Source organism: Lysinibacillus sp. Bpr_S20, assembly GCF_023337835.1.
Taxonomy (GTDB): Bacteria; Bacillota; Bacilli; order Bacillales_A; family Planococcaceae; genus Lysinibacillus.
This window is the reverse complement of record NZ_JALNLQ010000005.1, coordinates 25,349-41,955: the sequence shown is the minus strand read 5'-3', so window position 1 is coordinate 41,955 and position 16,607 is coordinate 25,349. Positions and strand designations below refer to the sequence as shown.

Annotated in this window: 17 protein-coding genes; 2 read left to right on the top strand and 15 right to left on the bottom strand. The window is 34.6% G+C overall.

Going from position 1 to position 16,607, the window contains the following annotated elements:
• Positions 1-8 precede the first annotated feature (8 nt).
• The 6 genes from MWJ95_RS13880 to MWJ95_RS13855 form a co-directional block, all read right to left on the bottom strand.
• On the bottom strand, positions 9-1,070 hold the full coding sequence (locus MWJ95_RS13880) for a suppressor of fused domain protein (protein ID WP_249074529.1): 1,062 nt from the start codon (positions 1,068-1,070) through the stop codon (positions 9-11).
• Between the two features lie 511 nt (positions 1,071-1,581).
• Positions 1,582-2,130: a hypothetical protein gene (locus MWJ95_RS13875; RefSeq protein ID WP_249074528.1), complete on the bottom strand. Its 549-nt coding sequence runs from the start codon at positions 2,128-2,130 to the stop codon at positions 1,582-1,584.
• 419 nt (positions 2,131-2,549) lie between these two features.
• On the bottom strand, positions 2,550-3,314 hold the full coding sequence (locus tag MWJ95_RS13870; RefSeq protein WP_249074527.1) for a MerR family transcriptional regulator: 765 nt from the start codon (positions 3,312-3,314) through the stop codon (positions 2,550-2,552).
• Positions 3,315-3,326: 12 nt separating this feature from the next.
• Positions 3,327-3,665, bottom strand: a complete 339-nt coding sequence (locus MWJ95_RS13865; RefSeq protein ID WP_249074526.1) for a magnetosome magnetite crystal formation protein family — start codon at positions 3,663-3,665, stop codon at positions 3,327-3,329.
• 267 nt (positions 3,666-3,932) lie between these two features.
• Complete coding sequence (locus MWJ95_RS13860) at positions 3,933-4,382, bottom strand: DinB family protein (RefSeq protein WP_249074525.1); 450 nt, start codon at positions 4,380-4,382, stop codon at positions 3,933-3,935.
• A gap of 177 nt (positions 4,383-4,559) precedes the next feature.
• The gene (locus tag MWJ95_RS13855) at positions 4,560-5,003 is read right to left on the bottom strand and encodes a GNAT family N-acetyltransferase (protein WP_249106110.1); all 444 of its coding nucleotides are present in this window, start codon (positions 5,001-5,003) and stop codon (positions 4,560-4,562) included.
• Between the two features lie 369 nt (positions 5,004-5,372).
• Here MWJ95_RS13855 and MWJ95_RS13850 point away from each other — a divergent pair, with 369 nt between their 5' ends.
• Positions 5,373-6,269 (top strand): PhzF family phenazine biosynthesis protein, encoded by an 897-nt coding sequence (locus MWJ95_RS13850; RefSeq protein ID WP_249106108.1) that lies wholly within the window; start codon positions 5,373-5,375, stop codon positions 6,267-6,269.
• Positions 6,270-6,732: 463 nt separating this feature from the next.
• On the opposite strand, the gene MWJ95_RS13845 is transcribed toward MWJ95_RS13850, so the two are convergent.
• From MWJ95_RS13845 to MWJ95_RS13820, 6 genes are all read right to left on the bottom strand, one after another.
• Positions 6,733-6,915: a pentapeptide repeat-containing protein gene (locus MWJ95_RS13845; protein WP_249106105.1), complete on the bottom strand. Its 183-nt coding sequence runs from the start codon at positions 6,913-6,915 to the stop codon at positions 6,733-6,735.
• On the bottom strand, positions 6,867-7,172 hold the full coding sequence (locus tag MWJ95_RS13840; protein ID WP_249106102.1) for a pentapeptide repeat-containing protein: 306 nt from the start codon (positions 7,170-7,172) through the stop codon (positions 6,867-6,869). The genes MWJ95_RS13845 and MWJ95_RS13840 overlap by 49 nt, the downstream gene beginning before the upstream one ends.
• Before the next feature lie 36 nt (positions 7,173-7,208).
• Positions 7,209-9,530 (bottom strand): ABC transporter permease, encoded by a 2,322-nt coding sequence (locus tag MWJ95_RS13835; protein WP_249106549.1) that lies wholly within the window; start codon positions 9,528-9,530, stop codon positions 7,209-7,211.
• 10 nt (positions 9,531-9,540) lie between these two features.
• Positions 9,541-10,302 carry an ABC transporter ATP-binding protein gene (locus MWJ95_RS13830; RefSeq protein WP_249074521.1) on the bottom strand — a complete coding sequence of 254 codons (762 nt, stop codon included), beginning with the start codon at positions 10,300-10,302 and terminating at the stop codon, positions 9,541-9,543.
• 141 nt (positions 10,303-10,443) lie between these two features.
• A complete protein-coding gene (locus tag MWJ95_RS13825) occupies positions 10,444-11,709 on the bottom strand; it encodes a HAMP domain-containing sensor histidine kinase (protein ID WP_249074520.1) in 1,266 nt (421 codons plus the stop codon).
• Entirely contained in the window at positions 11,706-12,392 is a 687-nt protein-coding gene (locus tag MWJ95_RS13820; protein WP_249074519.1) for a response regulator transcription factor, read from the bottom strand. Before MWJ95_RS13820 ends, MWJ95_RS13825 begins: the two co-directional genes overlap by 4 nt.
• A 645-nt stretch (positions 12,393-13,037) precedes the next feature.
• On the opposite strand from MWJ95_RS13820, the gene MWJ95_RS13815 reads away from it, so the two are divergent.
• Positions 13,038-13,514 (top strand): GNAT family N-acetyltransferase, encoded by a 477-nt coding sequence (locus MWJ95_RS13815; protein ID WP_249074518.1) that lies wholly within the window; start codon positions 13,038-13,040, stop codon positions 13,512-13,514.
• A gap of 270 nt (positions 13,515-13,784) precedes the next feature.
• On the opposite strand, the gene MWJ95_RS13810 is transcribed toward MWJ95_RS13815, so the two are convergent.
• The 3 genes from MWJ95_RS13810 to allD form a co-directional block, all read right to left on the bottom strand.
• Positions 13,785-14,045 carry a hypothetical protein gene (locus MWJ95_RS13810; protein ID WP_249074517.1) on the bottom strand — a complete coding sequence of 87 codons (261 nt, stop codon included), beginning with the start codon at positions 14,043-14,045 and terminating at the stop codon, positions 13,785-13,787.
• Positions 14,046-14,534: 489 nt separating this feature from the next.
• The gene (locus tag MWJ95_RS13805) at positions 14,535-15,533 is read right to left on the bottom strand and encodes a LacI family DNA-binding transcriptional regulator (RefSeq protein ID WP_249106100.1); all 999 of its coding nucleotides are present in this window, start codon (positions 15,531-15,533) and stop codon (positions 14,535-14,537) included.
• Between the two features lie 75 nt (positions 15,534-15,608).
• Positions 15,609-16,607: an ureidoglycolate dehydrogenase gene (gene allD / locus MWJ95_RS13800; protein ID WP_249106098.1), complete on the bottom strand. Its 999-nt coding sequence runs from the start codon at positions 16,605-16,607 to the stop codon at positions 15,609-15,611.

Sequence of the window (16,607 nt, the reverse complement as noted above, 5' to 3'; positions counted from 1 at the left end):
ATATCTTATCATCCGATTGTTTCCACAACGTTTCCTTGCTGATCTTTAATATACGTTTTTGCAATTTGGATGGAAAGCCCCGGTATAGAGGATACTTCAAACTCTTGTTCTTGCGGTAGCAAGCTTTGATTCAGTTCCATAACGGCCTTGTCATTTAAAGTGATGGTTACATCCGCTTCCTCCACGTTATACCCACATTGTTCAGCTGGCTCAAATACAATTCGTATTTCTCGACCAACTAGCGTCAGGCTTTTCCCTTTTAATATCCGTCCGCGTAATAGTTTGCCGATTATTTCCGCTTGCTTTGCCCCCAGCGTCAACTTATTAGACTCTTTGCTGAACCATCCCTTTTTCCCTTGTTCCCAAGTCAATTGGTCCACGAACAAATAGCCAGTATTAGAGCCTTCTTCCGCCATTCCTTTCTCTACCACTTCGGCAATGGATGGAGTTTGTAAAAGAGATGTACGAGACAAATCAGTAACATAGCTAGGGATATACTCAAGACCTGCATTTAGCACCCCAATAGTATTCCAAGTTTGCATCGCCTCAAGCTCGTCGCCTGTAATCCCTACCATTTGAATAAACTCCAATTGTCCATTTGGTGTATCAATAGCAGGCAATTCAGGATCTAATGTAAATGCCAGCGCCGTTAAACGTGTGTCGGCTCCTTGGCAGATTGGACCATTCGCATCCAAATAATCACCTGATCTGAAAACATTGCCACTATTAAACACATATCTGCCCATGTTTTGTAGCAAGTTTAACGCCCATGCTGGTGGCTCCTCCTCATCTTCACTTCGAACAAGACGAAATGATAACTCAAACCCATATCCGCTGTAGTCAGCGTCCTCTGATTCTTTTTCATATAACTCAGAAAATCCATAAGTGACAAAATGCCAGTGTGGAACTGGTGTCTCACTCTTATAGGCACTAATTCCTTCAAGCGGATCTTCGCCCCCTAATAAATAAGGAATAACGGTTCCATAATGCTTTGGCTCCTGATCTCCGTAAACTTTTAACAGTTCCTGATCAATCGCATCCCAGCCAGTTGTATTTAATTCCTCACTCATCCATAACGCCCCCTATGTATTTTTTCAACTTCTTTATTTGCAGTTTGCACACCCGCCGATAAGTAACTCAAACCTGCCTTCACCTCTCCATCTAAAGTGGTGGAAGACTTCTGTAGCTGCCGCTTTGCTTTCGCTACACAAAACATCTGTAGCTGCCGCTTTGCTTTCGCACTTCAGATTCTACTTTAAAGTATATAATATACTCCAAAGAGAATAATACCCAACTTGACTACCTTTAATTTTATAACAGAATAGTTTTATATTCATTATTCGGTGATGGACATCGAGTAAATTATCGAGACTTAAGTATCATATACAATGTCATTCTGTATAAACATCAACCTAGAAAGACCGTAAAGTACTAAGCCTTGGAGGATATCTAGATAGATAGCGAGGGATCAATTATGCCTTGGCATAATTGCGTCCGAAATTGGCTTTAACTTCTTTCAGCAGGTGTTTGAGTACCCACTGAAAGAAGTTAATAATAATTAGAATGATTCGAGGTTTCTCCCTAACCGTATAACATTGCTGGCGATCGCACACTTTGTAAATAGTCTGCTAACTTTCCAGCATATACTTTTTCTAAATATGGTAATTGTCCGATACAATGAGGTGTCATTAATGCTGGGTTTTGATAAACTTTCAGCCCCCCAACCTTTAAAAGCGTCGCCACAAATTGCGAGCAAAAGTAAGCACGCTCTCTTCGAACCTCCCTTTGCATCATAACGCCAAAGAGTCCAATAAAATTATATTTATAGCGATCACGATTCCAATACATATAACGTACGATTTTCATCATTTCTAAGTATTGATAGTGAGATATTTTACAACGATAAATGACACAATCAGCTGTTTCAAATAGCCCTCTGTCTGCATCTTCTTGCAAAAAGCCTCCACTTAAAGGATTGTTTAGCTGTCTACGTCCAAAGCTATACATTTCAAAGAGCTCCTCATCAAAAGCAATGGACGCATGGTTCATCTCTTTTCCAGTATACATGCCTATTGCTTTTGATAATAATGTACCTGTTTTTGTTAATACTATGTAAATGGTGTATGCCATTTCCTCACCTACTTCAATATTCTTTCCTACTATCAATACGTTTCAAATATTCAAACGGTTTCAATTATTTCCTTTTTCTATAAGTATATATAACGAAGTTAATTTTTTTCTTAGCAAAAAGTGAAGATTTTCTAAATTTTGCTTTTAGAGTTTATTAAGCCACCTTTATTTATATGTCTTAAATTGTATTCTTATGTGTGTCACTGAGTACTTGGGTATATGTATGTACGAGAGGATATGATGTTAAGTGCGATTGTGGAAAAGTATGATGAAAGTTTGAGAGTTATTTTTTACTAGATAACAGAAGAAAGAATAAAGCAGATAACTAATAATGGTCTGCACCCCAATTGATAGTCACAATTGAGGTGCAATTCCCATACTATCCATGTTTTAACCTAAGTTTTCATGCTTGTTATACTTTAATTCTTCACCGTTTCCTGACAATTATTTTGATATATACTTATTGCTTCTTTTAAAAATATCTGCTCCTGTTCTGTAAAAGGATTTGGAAATTTGAATGTTTCTGTAAATGGCAGCTTTTTTTCAACTAAATCTAAATTTCCTTTCAAGGTTTCATTCATAAGATGTAGTAGTGTTCTAACTGTTTCTTGAGCTTCTTTTGAAGAAGGTATAGCGTTTGTATACGTTAAATGTTTAATTTCCGATAAAACTTTAGTCCATTTTCTATCTAAATCGATTTCCTCAGATTTATTTATACTAAATAATTCATCAGTTATATCTTTTGAAAAGTGTTCTTTAAACCATGTTTTGGTGTTTTCAGCAAACATTAATTTTTGTAGCATGGCACAAAATATCTCGATATTAATGATTTCCTCATATTTCACTGTTTCAATAAGATGGTTTAAATCAGATAATATATTGTTGATTTCAAGTTTTTTTGCTTCAAACAACTTTTTTTGATCGTTTAAAGATTTTAAGATAATTTCACCTTTAATCTTGTTTTTTTGCATCATGTCTTTAATTTCCTTTAGAGACAAGCCTAGAAACTGTAATGACTTAATGTTTTGTAAAGTAGATAGGTCCTCTGCAGTATATAGTCTATGTCCACCCTCTGTATAATCACTTGGTTTCAGTAGGTCTATACTGTCATAATAGCGTAGTGTTCTAATACTTACGCCAGACTTTTGTACAAGTTCACCTATCGTAAATATACCTTTCCCCACATTATTCTCTCCTTAATGATTGACTTTAAAGTAACGTATAACGGGATAAGAAAACTTTTTTCCATTTAAAGTATAAATTGCAGCAATTAAAATTAGGATTGTTTCAAGAATAATAAGGGCAAAAGAAACCATTGAAACTGCGCTCCATTTTTTAGAAATAAAAGTTAATAACAAAAAAAACGGGAAGAAAGTAAAGTGAAGGTTCATCCCTTCTTTTGCATGGTCAGCAAAATAATTATTCTTATTCCTCGATACTAAGTATACCAATATTGGTAAAATAAAGGTTAATAATAGTGAGAACAGATGCATTAAACTTGCCAATCCTCTATTTAATAAACTCTCTTTTTTCATTGTGCTGTTCCTCCAATAGCTTTTTTTGATTGTTACCTTTTGAATTGAGTAACTAAATTCATCATAAAAGGTGACGCTACTAGAGATTCAAGGACAAATTTATTGAATAATTTCATTTGTAATTACCGTTGTACTTTTGTTACAAAAAAATTTGTGGCATGAAGTTCAATCGATTGGTAAAAAACCTACATTTAAAACCTCTGCCTCTACTACAAATTCAGCAGTATTCTTACTTCTGGTTACATTATTCATTATTATTCTACATCTCTAAAATAATGGTTTTTGAAATCCATTAAGATGAGCTATAAGTGCAATTTGTCCGATATGATAAGTTTCATGCATATATACATGATTAAATACCCAGTTCAACGTTGGTTCTGAAGGAGGTTTCCATCCATCATTAAAGTTTGGTACGTCAATTAATGTATTTAGCTCAGATAGGCTTATCGAATGTAAAATTTCATCAGTATAATGCCTTATCTGAATATAACCATCCAATATTTCCTTGGCTGAATTTTTTTCGTTTAGGTTTAACATACATGTATTTTTCATGGCAATTTCATTTATCCAATAATCCTCACTACTTGCAATATGAGCAATATTCCAAGCAAGTGTGTTTGGATAAGTATCGGATTGTATAAACCAAAATTTTTCATCTAGCGATTTTAAATAAGGAATTAGCGTTTTTCTAGCGTCATTTCTATACGGATAAAGCATTATAAACTCCCCTTCTTCCATCTTGGTTCAAATTACTTCTTTTGTGATTGACATCCCAAAAGTTATTTAATATCTTTATGCGCCAATATTGCTGCTGTTATTTTTAGTTTTCACAATAATATGATATAATCTTGTTACTGACTAACCTAAGTAAATGAGCTGTAGCGATACCGTACGCTACAGCTTTTTTGTCATTTTATTATCACTTTCCAAGTATTCCTCGGCTAGTTGCGGATTTTTGTAAATAGCCATACCCGTTTTCAATTTTTTAAAGCCAATCTTTTCATAAAAAGGTTCATTTCCTGTTGTTGCAATTAACTGAATACAAGAAACATCCTCTAATCGCTGAATGATGTCCTCTAAAAGCGTTCTGGCAATGCCTCTTCCTTGATAGTCTTTATGTACGACAACATCATAAATTGCAGCATTAAAGACACCATCTGAAAGTGCCCTCGCAAAACCTATTATTTGATGATCTTTTACTGCGAAAACTTGATGCGTACTTGCATTGAAAACTTTTTTTATGATCTGTTCGTCATGTTTCATCCACCCTACTGATTGATAAACTTCTTTTAACATCGTTAGCTCGTTTTCCTCGACTTCATATTTCAGTAAAACCATTTTTCATTCCTCCCAATTTATTTGTCATTTCCTTAAATTTATTCTTGTTGCTGACTATATTTCACTATCTACATAGCATTTATATACCAAGCCTCTAGTCTACATAATATTTTTATTTAATATTAGCTTTTTTGCTTTGATTTTTTTAAATAACTCTGATAATGTTGTTCCTCAGATAAAAGCCGTAAGAGACTGTTTTAAGCTATGACGTTAATTCAGATTAGAATTCTACAATTAATAAAAAAATTCACCCTTTACTAAATCGCATTCTGTAGTATTCTTATATTATAACAAATTTAAAAATTCAGAAACTTTAAGCGAAAACACCTTACGGATGGAATAATAATAGTTTAGCAAGGAGTTTATAAGATGAGAGATATTAGAGTTTATCATGTAGATGCATTTACAACAGAAAAATTTGGCGGTAATACTGCTGGCGTCGTGCCGGATGCTGATACATTATCCGAAGTTGAGATGCAAAGTATCGCAAAAGAATTAAATTTACCGGAAACCGTATTTATACTACCTTCCAATAATGAAGAGATAGATTATAAAGTAAGATATTTCACTCCTACTGAAGAAGTCAACTTTTGCGGACATGCAACTGTTGGATTAACATGGCTTTTGGCTACTGAGTTTAGTCTTGCTGAGGAAAAGGAAGGTATAGTGCTAGAAACGAATATCGGTAGAGTACCGGTTGTATGGCATAAGGAAAACGGAAAAGTTATTAATGTGGAAATGACGCAAGTAACACCAAAAACACAAGATATCAATATTGATATGGAAGAGCTTAGTCAACTGATCGGCGTCCATACCGAAAGCATTGATTTAACTTACCCAATCAAACTGGCGAATACTGGTGTCTGGCATTTACTCGTTCCAATAAAAGATCAAATCGATATCGACAATGCAGTACCTGACTTAACGGCGTTAGGAAAACATAATAAAGAGCATAAAATCAGCACGACACATCTTTATACTTTTACTAACTTGCAAGAATATGAACTATATACAAGAGATTTTGCACCAGGGATTGGCATACCAGAGGATCCTGTAACTGGTGCAGCAAATGGTGCATTAGCAGGCTTCCTCTATTTAGAAGGCATTATTCCTCAAGGTGAAATCACCTATCTTACAATCGCTCAAGGCAATGCGATAGGAAGACCTGGAACTCTTTATGTGACTGTTATTCCAAACGAATCAGAACCAGTCATCAAAGTTGCAGGAGCCGCTACCGTCACAATTCGAGGGATCTTAACTATCTAAACATTATAAATATAAATTTTCAAAAATCACTCGTCATGTTATGAGTGATTTTTTCTCTGATGGCACCAGAAGGGATTGGAGCCTAAACATATGATTTTTATTGACAATCATATGTTTAAAGAAAGTATGAAATGGTACGGATTACATACTCTTCTGTATATTCTAATTGGATTCTTTAAATTTTCTCTATGTAGTTTACATAATATTTTTATCCAATCAATCAGCGGAGCTCATGTGCTTCCGCTCCGTATATCTACAAAAGAAAAGCACTAGAAATCAACGTCAAAAATTGATTTCTAGTGCTTTTTAGGGTTCTAGGCAGTTTTGTCTCAGCCTCTTGGTGAGTTTATCACCTAACTTTTCTAATTTATCACCCAACTTTTTAAATTTATCACCTAACTTTAATATAAGTCTCTTTTCTTGTATTAAATAAAAAACGGCTGCTTAAGCAGCCGCACTTCCTTTATTTGTCCTTGATTAAATCTGAAATTAAGATACCGTTTATTTTCAATCCAGTAATGTCACAATCAGTAATCTCAACATTTGATAAATCGCAATTTCTTAATTGCCCATTAGAAAGGTTACAGTTTTGAAAACTTACTGGTTTATATTGCCCATCAGGATGATAATTTCCGTCCCCCTCCATAGGAAGAACCACATTATGAAACTCTGTTCCAAACAGATGGACGTGGCAATAATAGCGTGGCTAAAGTTTGCGTCCGAGATTTTAATTCCACTCATATTAACATCATTCAAAGTCATTTCACTCATATTTACGTTATTAATTTTCGTTTTTGCCAAGCTGACATTATCAATATCAAGCTCCTCACCTCTAACCTCCTGCCACTTAGACCCTGATATATCCGCCTTTTGCAAATCCAATTTTTCCACCCTTAAGCTCATTCTCATATCCCCCTATTCATTAGAACCTATGCATAATTATTCTGAAATTAAACCGTATGCAGAAACTTTCTTAATTTTTAAGGATACGAGCATTGAGACAATGTAGGCTAAAATAAGAATGCCGACACAAAGCATTAGAATAGTCGGTAAATGGACGATAAAATCTAAACGTTTCACACCTGCACTTGAAAGTAATACAGAAAGCATAGGGTTTGTATAAAAATATCCTAATATACCACCAATGGCCACTCCCGTAATAATCACGGGCACAAAGCTAATGGAAATTTGATGCATCAATTGAATGGTTGAGTAGCCTATTGCTTTCATTACGCCCAACTCTTTCTTACGCTTAATAATCATCGTTTTGATGATCAGATACAGAATCATTACAACAACGAGAACGGTAATTGTCAGAACCATTATCATAACTGCAAACACTGCAGCTGTATACATACCTGTTTGGCTCTCTATAATTTTATCTATGTCTAACGTCTCTACTATATTATCTCCGTACTGTTCTTGAACGTCTTCAATAAAGTGTTGATTTGATAGTCCATCTAGATATACATAAAGGGTCGTGCCCTTATAATCCGACTGTAATTGCTGAATGCCATCCATCGTTAATGAGGTTATTTGTCCTAAATTACCGATCGATTGGCTGAGGCCTGTTACTAGAAAACTAGCTGTTTTAGTCCCATATTCTACTTCAACTGTATCGCCAATGCCTTTATTAATTTGATTTGATACAACCCAGGAGATGGCTATTTCATTATCATATTTTGGCTGACGACCTTCGTAAACAATATTATTTTCTAACTGATTATAATTTTTCGTAACATACGTATCTACCGTTTGATGATCAATTTTTGTTGTAATTTTATCAAAAATAGTGACCTTATTTACTTGGTCCATTTGTTTAATGTTACTCAAAAGTTCTGTTGTATCAGCATCTGGCCTAACCGTTATCATCACATTTGCCGGTTCTGCGCCAAATAGGTTAATAAATGCGGTTTTGTCTGAAGCAATGTTGTAAAAAAGCACCACTGAAAAAACGGATGCAAATGTTAATGCGATCATAATTAACAGTATCATGATGTTTTGTTTTACATTTGACAGCATCGATTTAATAGCAAGTAAAAAATGAAGCCCACCTCCCGTATTCTCCAATGGAAAATAATTTTTTCTAAAACTGTGCGTTTGAATGCCTCCTCGAAGTGCCATAATAGGTTGAATTTTTCGAACATGGAAGGCAGAAATTAATGCAACAATGACAACACAAAAAGCAATAATGAATATATTGACTACATTAATCGTCATATTGAATCCCTGATACCATATTAATCCAGATAAAGATGAAATAATGCTCCCTATGATAGGCATAAGACAATATGACAATGCAACCCCTACAATACTTGCACTAAAAGCAATTAAAACAAACTGTAAAATAATTGACGATAGAATTTGTCTACTTGTATAACCAATTGCTTTCAGTACGCCTATATTCGTCATGTCGTCTTCAATGCTATTTGATATACGAAACTTAATGACAATCAGTGAAACAAGCACGATAATGGCTGCAAAAGCTACTAATATCATAGCGATGATGTTAATGGTTAATGTGCTTACACTTTTCACCTTTTCAATATCTAACGCCCCAATAGATGAAGTCGCTTCTGTTGATTGAGGAAACTCCTTACTAAAATCATTTAGTAACTTTGTAGATTGTGTTTTGTCTTCCATCACTGCAGATATGATCAATCCTTTGTCTACTTCATTAGCTAACGTTTGATAAGCCCTGGCTGGTAGCATGAATTCCATGATTCCAATGTTACTCGTACCCATCATTGTTGTTTCAAAGAATCCAGCAATTCGATATTTATAGTGCTTGTTTTGATAGGTGATGGTAAAGTCTTCACCTAACTCATAACCACCATTTGTTTTAAGTATGTAAGGAATAAAAATATCATTAGCACTTGCAGTGTTTAGTTTTTCAACCAACTTCAACGCCCCGATATTACGATGACTATCTGCATTAAAAATAGCGATACGATTAGCTAATACACTATCACCAAAATTAAATTTGGCAATGTCCATATTAATAATTTCTTCTGTTTCTGACTCTGTCACCCCAGGATATTTCGTTATAAATTCTCCATAGCTTGAATTATAACTTGGATAATCCATCACAATTATTGCGTGAGGATCTTTTAATTGTTCAACTTTACTATCAAAAAATGTATTGATTTGAGTAATGACCATTAGACCTATATTCAGTAGTAGCGCAGCCACTAAAATAAATGTAAATAAGGAAGCTGTTGCAGATTTACTTTTCCTAATATTTGCAAGGGCTAAATTCATGATTTTCACCTTACCACCCCATTTCTGCAAGGAAAGCCCCGAGCTTTTCATGACGCTCGACATGCTCTTTCTCACTGAACGCGCCTAACTGCAAGTCACCGCAAATTACGCCATCTCGCAAATATAAAATTCGATTTCCCCGCAATGCTGTTTTCATATCATGCGTGACCATGACGATGCTTTGCCCATTTCGATTTACATCTGTTAAAACATCTAACACACTATCACTAGATGCAGAGTTTAATGCACCAGTTGGTTCATCGGCAAAAAGTATTCTCGGATTGTTAATTAATGCTCGAACAATTCCAACTCGTTGAGCCTCCCCACCAGAAAGCTGTGTCGGAAATTTAGACCATGCGTTTTCATGAATCCCTACTTGTTTTAATAGTTCTTTCGCTTTTTTTACGAGTTCACGCTTATTTTTATTTACTAAAAGACCACTTGCCAGTACATTATCGAGTACGCTCATATTATCCAGTAAATAAATTTGTTGAAATACAAAGCCACAATTATTCCTTCTAAATATCGCTAGCTGGTCATTGTTTAATTTAGCTAAATTTTTACCAGCAAAATCGATTTCGCCTAATGTCGGTTTATCCATTCCACTCATTGCGTAAAGTAGAGTGGACTTCCCAGACCCTGAACTACCCATTATGATTGTAAAATCCCCTTCTATTAAACTGATATCTAGATTTTTCAATACATGCTGTTGAATTCCACCGCTGGAAAAGGTTTTACACAACTTCTCCGTTTTGATAATTGTCTTTGTCATGTTGTTTAGCACTCTCCCTTTATTAAGCTCATGTTTGAATTTGCAAATCAAAGAAAAAAGACCGTAATGAAGATTACAGTCTTATCATACAAAATGAATTCTTATGAAATCTTTGTGCAATTATTAACTAATTCTTAATTATCATGCAAGCTTGATTTTCAATACTACGATAAAGCCATCATGCCCATTGTAACAGCTAATTTGGCCACACATATTTTCCATGAAATACTTCGATATATAGAGACCCAGTCCTGAACCATTCTTGCCTCCGATATTTGTTCCTCGGTAATATTTATTGAACAGTAGAGGTAATTCTTCTTCGCTAATTCCGGACCCGAAGTCCATGATGTGAAGTTCAAGATATCCCTGCTGGATTTGGGACTGAATAGTGACCTTCGTTCCTGCATATTTATACGAATTACTGATAATATTGTCTATTACCTGCTGCATACGTACAGAATCCGTTAAAATAATACATTGTGGAATTGAATCATAGATGATTTGATTATCGTAATTTACATTTTCAATCATATCAACAAGTACTTCACTCGATTCTTCGATGACCGTTATTTGTAACTGTTGCAGTTCTTCCAAAGTGGCATGAAACATATCGGTAACAAGTAAGTCAATTTGCTCTGCTTTCGAATAGATTGTATTCACTTGCTTCATGACTTTTTCATCCCTTGCCTGCAGAAGCATCAATTCACTTACTGCCTTTATTGAAGCAACAGGCGTCTTAATATCATGACTTAATGTGGCCACAAGCTCTTTCTTACTACGGTTGGATTCATACTCTCTTTGACGGGCAGCATAAAGCTCTTCACGTAATAGATCAAAGCTTTCCGTGAATGCACCAAAATAATTATTTTTATTCATATTTAAAGGAACATCTAGATTACCCCTAGCAACATCCGCAGCGAAATGCTTAAGCTGCATAAAAGGTTTCAATAACGTTCTGTAAATATAGACATTGTAAATAATACTAATAATCATTAATAAACCAACTATTAAACTGAAAGATGTAACCAGTTCCTTTTTCATTTCTTGCACTATGTCTTTTTCGTTATTGCGGATAATAATTTTCCCTGCAACCTCATCATTTTGCATCACATCAATAATCGAATCTCTATTTTTGATGGCATCATAGATATTAATAAACTGAATACCCGGTGTTTGATAAATGACATTTTCTAAATTATCTATAATTATGAATGGTTGTTGAAAGCCGCTGTTATTAAGTGTTTCATTATTAATTTGTCCCCAATTTTTTTCGACGGTTTTAACTAAATCATTAATGGCTACAATATTCACTTCTGAAATATCTTTATTGTTAATCATCATTATTGGGGCAGTAATTCCTGCAACAAAAATAACCAAAAACAAGGCACTAAGCAATTTTATTCTCATCGCTTCGTGTCCTCTAACACATATCCTGTTCCCCAAACCGTTTTTATAAATTGCGGGTCCTTTGGATTTTCTTCAATCTTTTCACGTAAATGCCGAATGTGCACATTCAGTGTCCCATCCCCTACAAAAGAATCTCCCCATACATGTTGAAACAATTCATCTTTAGTAATGATACGGTTTTTATTATTTACCAAATAATACAGAAGCTTATATTCCATTGTTTTTAGCTGAATATCAATACCCTTTACTCGAACACGATGAAGTTTTGTATCAATCTGAATTTGACCAAATTCTAAAACCTCCTGTTGGGTAGAACCACTGCCATATCTTTTGAGTACTGCTTTTACTTTGGCTAATAATATGCTTAGTGTATATGGTTTTTGAATGTAATCGTCCCCACCTATGTTAAGTGCGATTAGAACGTCGTCATCGCTGGAACGAGCACTTATAAATAAAATCGGAATCTGCGTAATTTTACGTAATTTTTTACATAAATCAAACCCCGATTCACTACCGAGATTGATGTCTAGAAGAATCAATGATGGTTCATGTTCTTTCAAAAATAACTCGCAATCCTCTGCACTTGCCACAAAAGCCGTTTTGACTTCGAACATATTAAAATATTCACAAGTTGTTTCAGCTAAAGCAATCTCATCATCAACAATTAAACAATCTACTTTCATCGCAATTCTCCTAGAAAGAGACTTTCGGTATGCATAGCATAAGAACCCTGGTTAAAAACGCTGAATTCGTAATCTGTTTGCTGTAAAATCTCATTTTCTTTTTTAAGTTTTATATTCTCGTGAAACTTACTGAATTGTGTTCTACAATCAGCCATATACATTCCTCCTAAAGTCCACTTAATAAAGCAAGAACAAACGTTTGAAATAATGCTATTAAATATATGTATAAAAAAATAGTTAAATCATTGTAAGATACCACTGTTTTTAGTATGAATATTAAAAGTTAATATATACCATTAAGTATACATTAAAGTTGAAATTTGTTCTTTATAAAATAATTCTTTCTTACTATAAAAATCTTAAAGTCTTAAGAGTAAGATGATTAACGCTTGATGTTAATAGCAACCAATCGATATAAAACTATCCCTACAAAGGTGGCGGCCCCTCTTTGTAAAATTTGTTAAGAATGAATTCAGTGGGATTCAAGGAACAGCACTCCTCCAGTTTAGTATTGACATACCAGTCATTACGAGTTGCTTACCATCTTCCACTATGAAATTAAAGCTGAATCATATCATTTATAAACCAAGCCTCTTGACGAACATTTGTTCCGGTATTAGAATAATAAAAAAAGGAGGCAATTTTATGCAAAAAACGAGCACCATTGAATTAGTACATTTCTCTGAAGAGTATGTGGATAGTTTGAATGACTTTGACCTTCCGGAAGAACAAAGTCAATTTACTGCCCTTCCAAAAGAGATTTCTATAGAAATGGTTGGACAATATCCGATTGTTATTTTGAGTGACCATGTTCCTGTTGGATTTTTTGTCCTGCACGCAACGGAAAGAGTAAAAGAGTACTCTACTAATCCAAAAGCAATGTTACTGACTGCATTATCTATTGACCATAAACAACAAGGACATGGGTATGCCAAAAAAGGGATGTTGGCACTGCCTGAATTTATAAAAAGCCATTTTAAAGATTGTAATGAAGTCGTTTTAGTCGTTAATCATAAAAATATTCCGGCTCAAAATTTATATTTAAAAGTGGGCTTTGTCGATAACGGGGAAAGAAGAATGGGTCGTATTGGCGAGCAGCTTGTAATGAATCTAGCCATCTAATAGTTTTTTTTTTAGAAATCACTCGTCATGACATGGGTGATTTTTTCTGTCTGCCCCTATTTCCTTATATAGTTTACATAATATTTTTATTACCTTCTAAAAGAACGCTGTCGCTGCTCCATAAGTTCAAAAACTAAAAAAGCGAATTCCCATAATAGGAATTCGTTCTACATTAGTCTCTATACTAACTCCAACCGCGCCTTTGCTTTATAGCGGTGCGAGGTATATGTGGTAACATATACGATGTTGATGGAGATTTACTTGATTGTATTATGATAAGAATTTAGTTACCACCAAAGCCGTAACACAATAAATATCTATTGGTATCAATAAGAGGCATCCTATTATCCAGTGTAATTTTATATATACATTAGGTGGTATTATGTTCAATGCTATTTTTGTATTTCCTACGAGTTCATTATTTTTCCGTACCCCTTCAGAAATATTCTCAACTTGCTGTTCTGCTTGAGTTAAATTAGGATTATGAAAATCAGCCTTTAAAAATGCGTATTGAGGATTTAAAATCGACAATTTTACACTCCTTCGTATCCATCCTAATTTTTTAATAATTGTAATTAAAAGCGTAACTTGCACATGGCATTTGTTCTATTATATTCTCGGAATAGTGATAACATGTGTGCATGCACAATTAATTTACAAAGTTCTGCAATCAACATTCGATTATTGGCGTAAAAGAGTGTTTTTTGTTTTAATTCGATATTCAACCTTTAAACGTATATCCCCCATCGCCATAAGGTGTTCTTCTGCCATTTTATTTGTTTAAGGGGGAGATTTAACATTGGTACACCAAGAAAATGTCTTGGTTGGAAAACTGCAAATGAGGCTTGTAATGAGCAGTTGTTTCCTTAATTTGACAAATCATCATCATTAAAAAGAATGGAGATAAGTTAGTTCTCTTCCTATGTCTCCAATGTTACACTTCTCCTTTTTTACGAGCTGCCATTTCATCCGTACAAAAGTTACTCCTAGCTATTTTCTATAGCTTTTGGATTGCCTTTTTTAGTTAGTCGAATCTCGTTGAATTAATATCGGATTAAAGCGATATAATTTTTGATCATTGGCTATATGTTCTTTTTTGATTTTTGCTAAGAGAATTGAAGCCGATTTTTGAGCCATTGGTAAAATAGGTTGTTCCAATGTTGTGATAGAAGGATGTGTAAACTTTGCATATGGCACATCATCAACCGCTATCACTTGTAAATCGTTAGGTACGTGCAAGTTTCGCTTTTTTATATAGATCATTAATTCTTGAAAAATACGATCATTCGCCGCAATTATTCCTTTAGGCGGTTGTTCCAATGCAAATAATTGATTGAAAACCTCTTCCATTTTAGCAGGCTCGCCATTTTTAATATAGCGTTCATCAATGAAGAGGTTTCTATTTCTTAAAGCTTGACGAAATCCTTCTAGACGTTCGACACGAGGAGTAATCGGTAAGGTTAAAGATGTTGTTACAATAGCCAATGGTTGTTTTCGAAATGTCTCAACTGCCATATCCATTGCAGAAAAATTATCAAGCAAAACAGCAGGAATGTCTACTCCTTCTAAAAAACGGTCGATAAAAACGATTGGCATTGCTTGTTGATGAAGTCTTACATATAGATTCTTATTTTCTCCCGTTGGGAAAACAATCATGCCATCTACTTGTTTTTCAAGTAAAGTTTCGACATGTTTCTTCTCTTTTTGTGGATTATCCGCAGAGTTACAAACAATCATATGGAAGCCTTCTTTATCAAACTCTGCTTCAAGTGCATTTATAATTTTTGTAGAAAAATCATGAATAATATTTGCTACGATAACACCAATAGTAAAGGTGGATTTCTGTTTTAAACTACGAGCCATTAAATTAGGACGATATTGCAATGCTTCAATAGCTTCTTCAATTTTTTTACGAGTTTCTACACTCATATATTCATATCGCTTATTCAGATATTGCGATACGGTGCTATTGGAAACGTTTGCATATTGCGCAACATCGGCAATTGTTGTTTTTTTCACTAAAATCAATCTCCTACCTATAAATATGAAAACTCTCCTTGGTATTATGTAGCATAACATATTTTAGTAGTTAAATTAACAATTCAAATAGTTATACACTTGTTCTGGTAAATCAATACCCTTTTCTATTGTATTTGCACTACGTTTTTGTTCAATCTCACCTGGAACAAGTACTTGGTCAAAATTTAGTGCCGTTGGAGCATCATGTAATTCATGAACCATTTGTGAGACACTTGCCTTAAATTGTTTTACATCACAAAAAATAGTTGGATCTAATACATATAAATATTGTCCTAGATTACGTTTTTGCTCGTAATCGCCATACATTTTTGAAATATGCGGACCAAAAGCTGCACTTGCTAAAATGCCAGAAAGTACGTCTACTACTAGTGCCAAACCATATCCTTTTGGTCCTGCAAACGGTGTTAAAGATTTTACTTGGTGAGGGTCTGTGGTTGGTGCCCCCTGTGCGTCAACTCCCCATGTATTCGGAATCGCCTCACCTTTTTCACGTGCATATAAAATTTTACCGAGTGCTACATTACTTGTCGCCATGTCCAGAATGATTGGCTTTTCGTCAGTTGGAAAACCGAAAGCTATTGGATTTGTTCCAAAATACGGCTCTTTTCCACCAAAAGGTACAACTGCTGAGTCTGTTTGAGAGCACATAATAGCAATTAAATTTTCACTTGTTGCTTGTTCAAGGAAATAGCCGAGCGCCCCACAATGGCTACTTTCTTGAATAATGGTTGTACATGAGCCATGTTCTTTTGCTATTTTAATGGTTTCATCCATTGCTTCCTTACAAATGACATGTCCGAAACCATGACCCCCTTTAAAAATAAGATGATTTGTGCCTCGTTTTTCGACTGAAAAATTGGGGCTTTTCGTAATTCCGCCTGCTTTCAAACGTGTTATATAATGCTCCACACGCATTACACCATGAGAACTTACACCCCGTAAATCTGCATAAATCAAAACATCCGCTACTTGTGCAGCTGTTTCTATGTCAACACCTTGAGCTGTAAACTTTCGAACAACTAATTTTTTTAATGCTGGTACGGAAATATTCAT

Excerpts from the sequence above, each read along its gene's own strand:
- allD (WP_249106098.1), bottom strand. The coding sequence starts at position 16,607 with ATGAATATTTCCGTACCAGCATTAAAAAAATTAGTTGTTCGAAAGTTT.
- MWJ95_RS13815 (WP_249074518.1), top strand. The coding sequence starts at position 13,038 with ATGCAAAAAACGAGCACCATTGAATTAGTACATTTCTCTGAAGAGTAT.
- MWJ95_RS13835 (WP_249106549.1), bottom strand. The coding sequence starts at position 9,530 with ATGAATTTAGCCCTTGCAAATATTAGGAAAAGTAAATCTGCAACAGCT.
- MWJ95_RS13880 (WP_249074529.1), bottom strand. The coding sequence starts at position 1,070 with ATGAGTGAGGAATTAAATACAACTGGCTGGGATGCGATTGATCAGGAA.
- MWJ95_RS13875 (WP_249074528.1), bottom strand. The coding sequence starts at position 2,130 with ATGGCATACACCATTTACATAGTATTAACAAAAACAGGTACATTATTA.
- MWJ95_RS13825 (WP_249074520.1), bottom strand. The coding sequence starts at position 11,709 with ATGAGAATAAAATTGCTTAGTGCCTTGTTTTTGGTTATTTTTGTTGCA.
- MWJ95_RS13830 (WP_249074521.1), bottom strand. The coding sequence starts at position 10,302 with ATGACAAAGACAATTATCAAAACGGAGAAGTTGTGTAAAACCTTTTCC.
- MWJ95_RS13840 (WP_249106102.1), bottom strand. The coding sequence starts at position 7,172 with ATGAGCTTAAGGGTGGAAAAATTGGATTTGCAAAAGGCGGATATATCA.
- MWJ95_RS13845 (WP_249106105.1), bottom strand. The coding sequence starts at position 6,915 with ATGGAGGGGGACGGAAATTATCATCCTGATGGGCAATATAAACCAGTA.
- MWJ95_RS13820 (WP_249074519.1), bottom strand. The coding sequence starts at position 12,392 with ATGAAAGTAGATTGTTTAATTGTTGATGATGAGATTGCTTTAGCTGAA.
- MWJ95_RS13850 (WP_249106108.1), top strand. The coding sequence starts at position 5,373 with ATGAGAGATATTAGAGTTTATCATGTAGATGCATTTACAACAGAAAAA.
- MWJ95_RS13860 (WP_249074525.1), bottom strand. The coding sequence starts at position 4,382 with ATGCTTTATCCGTATAGAAATGACGCTAGAAAAACGCTAATTCCTTAT.
- MWJ95_RS13855 (WP_249106110.1), bottom strand. The coding sequence starts at position 5,003 with ATGGTTTTACTGAAATATGAAGTCGAGGAAAACGAGCTAACGATGTTA.
- MWJ95_RS13865 (WP_249074526.1), bottom strand. The coding sequence starts at position 3,665 with ATGAAAAAAGAGAGTTTATTAAATAGAGGATTGGCAAGTTTAATGCAT.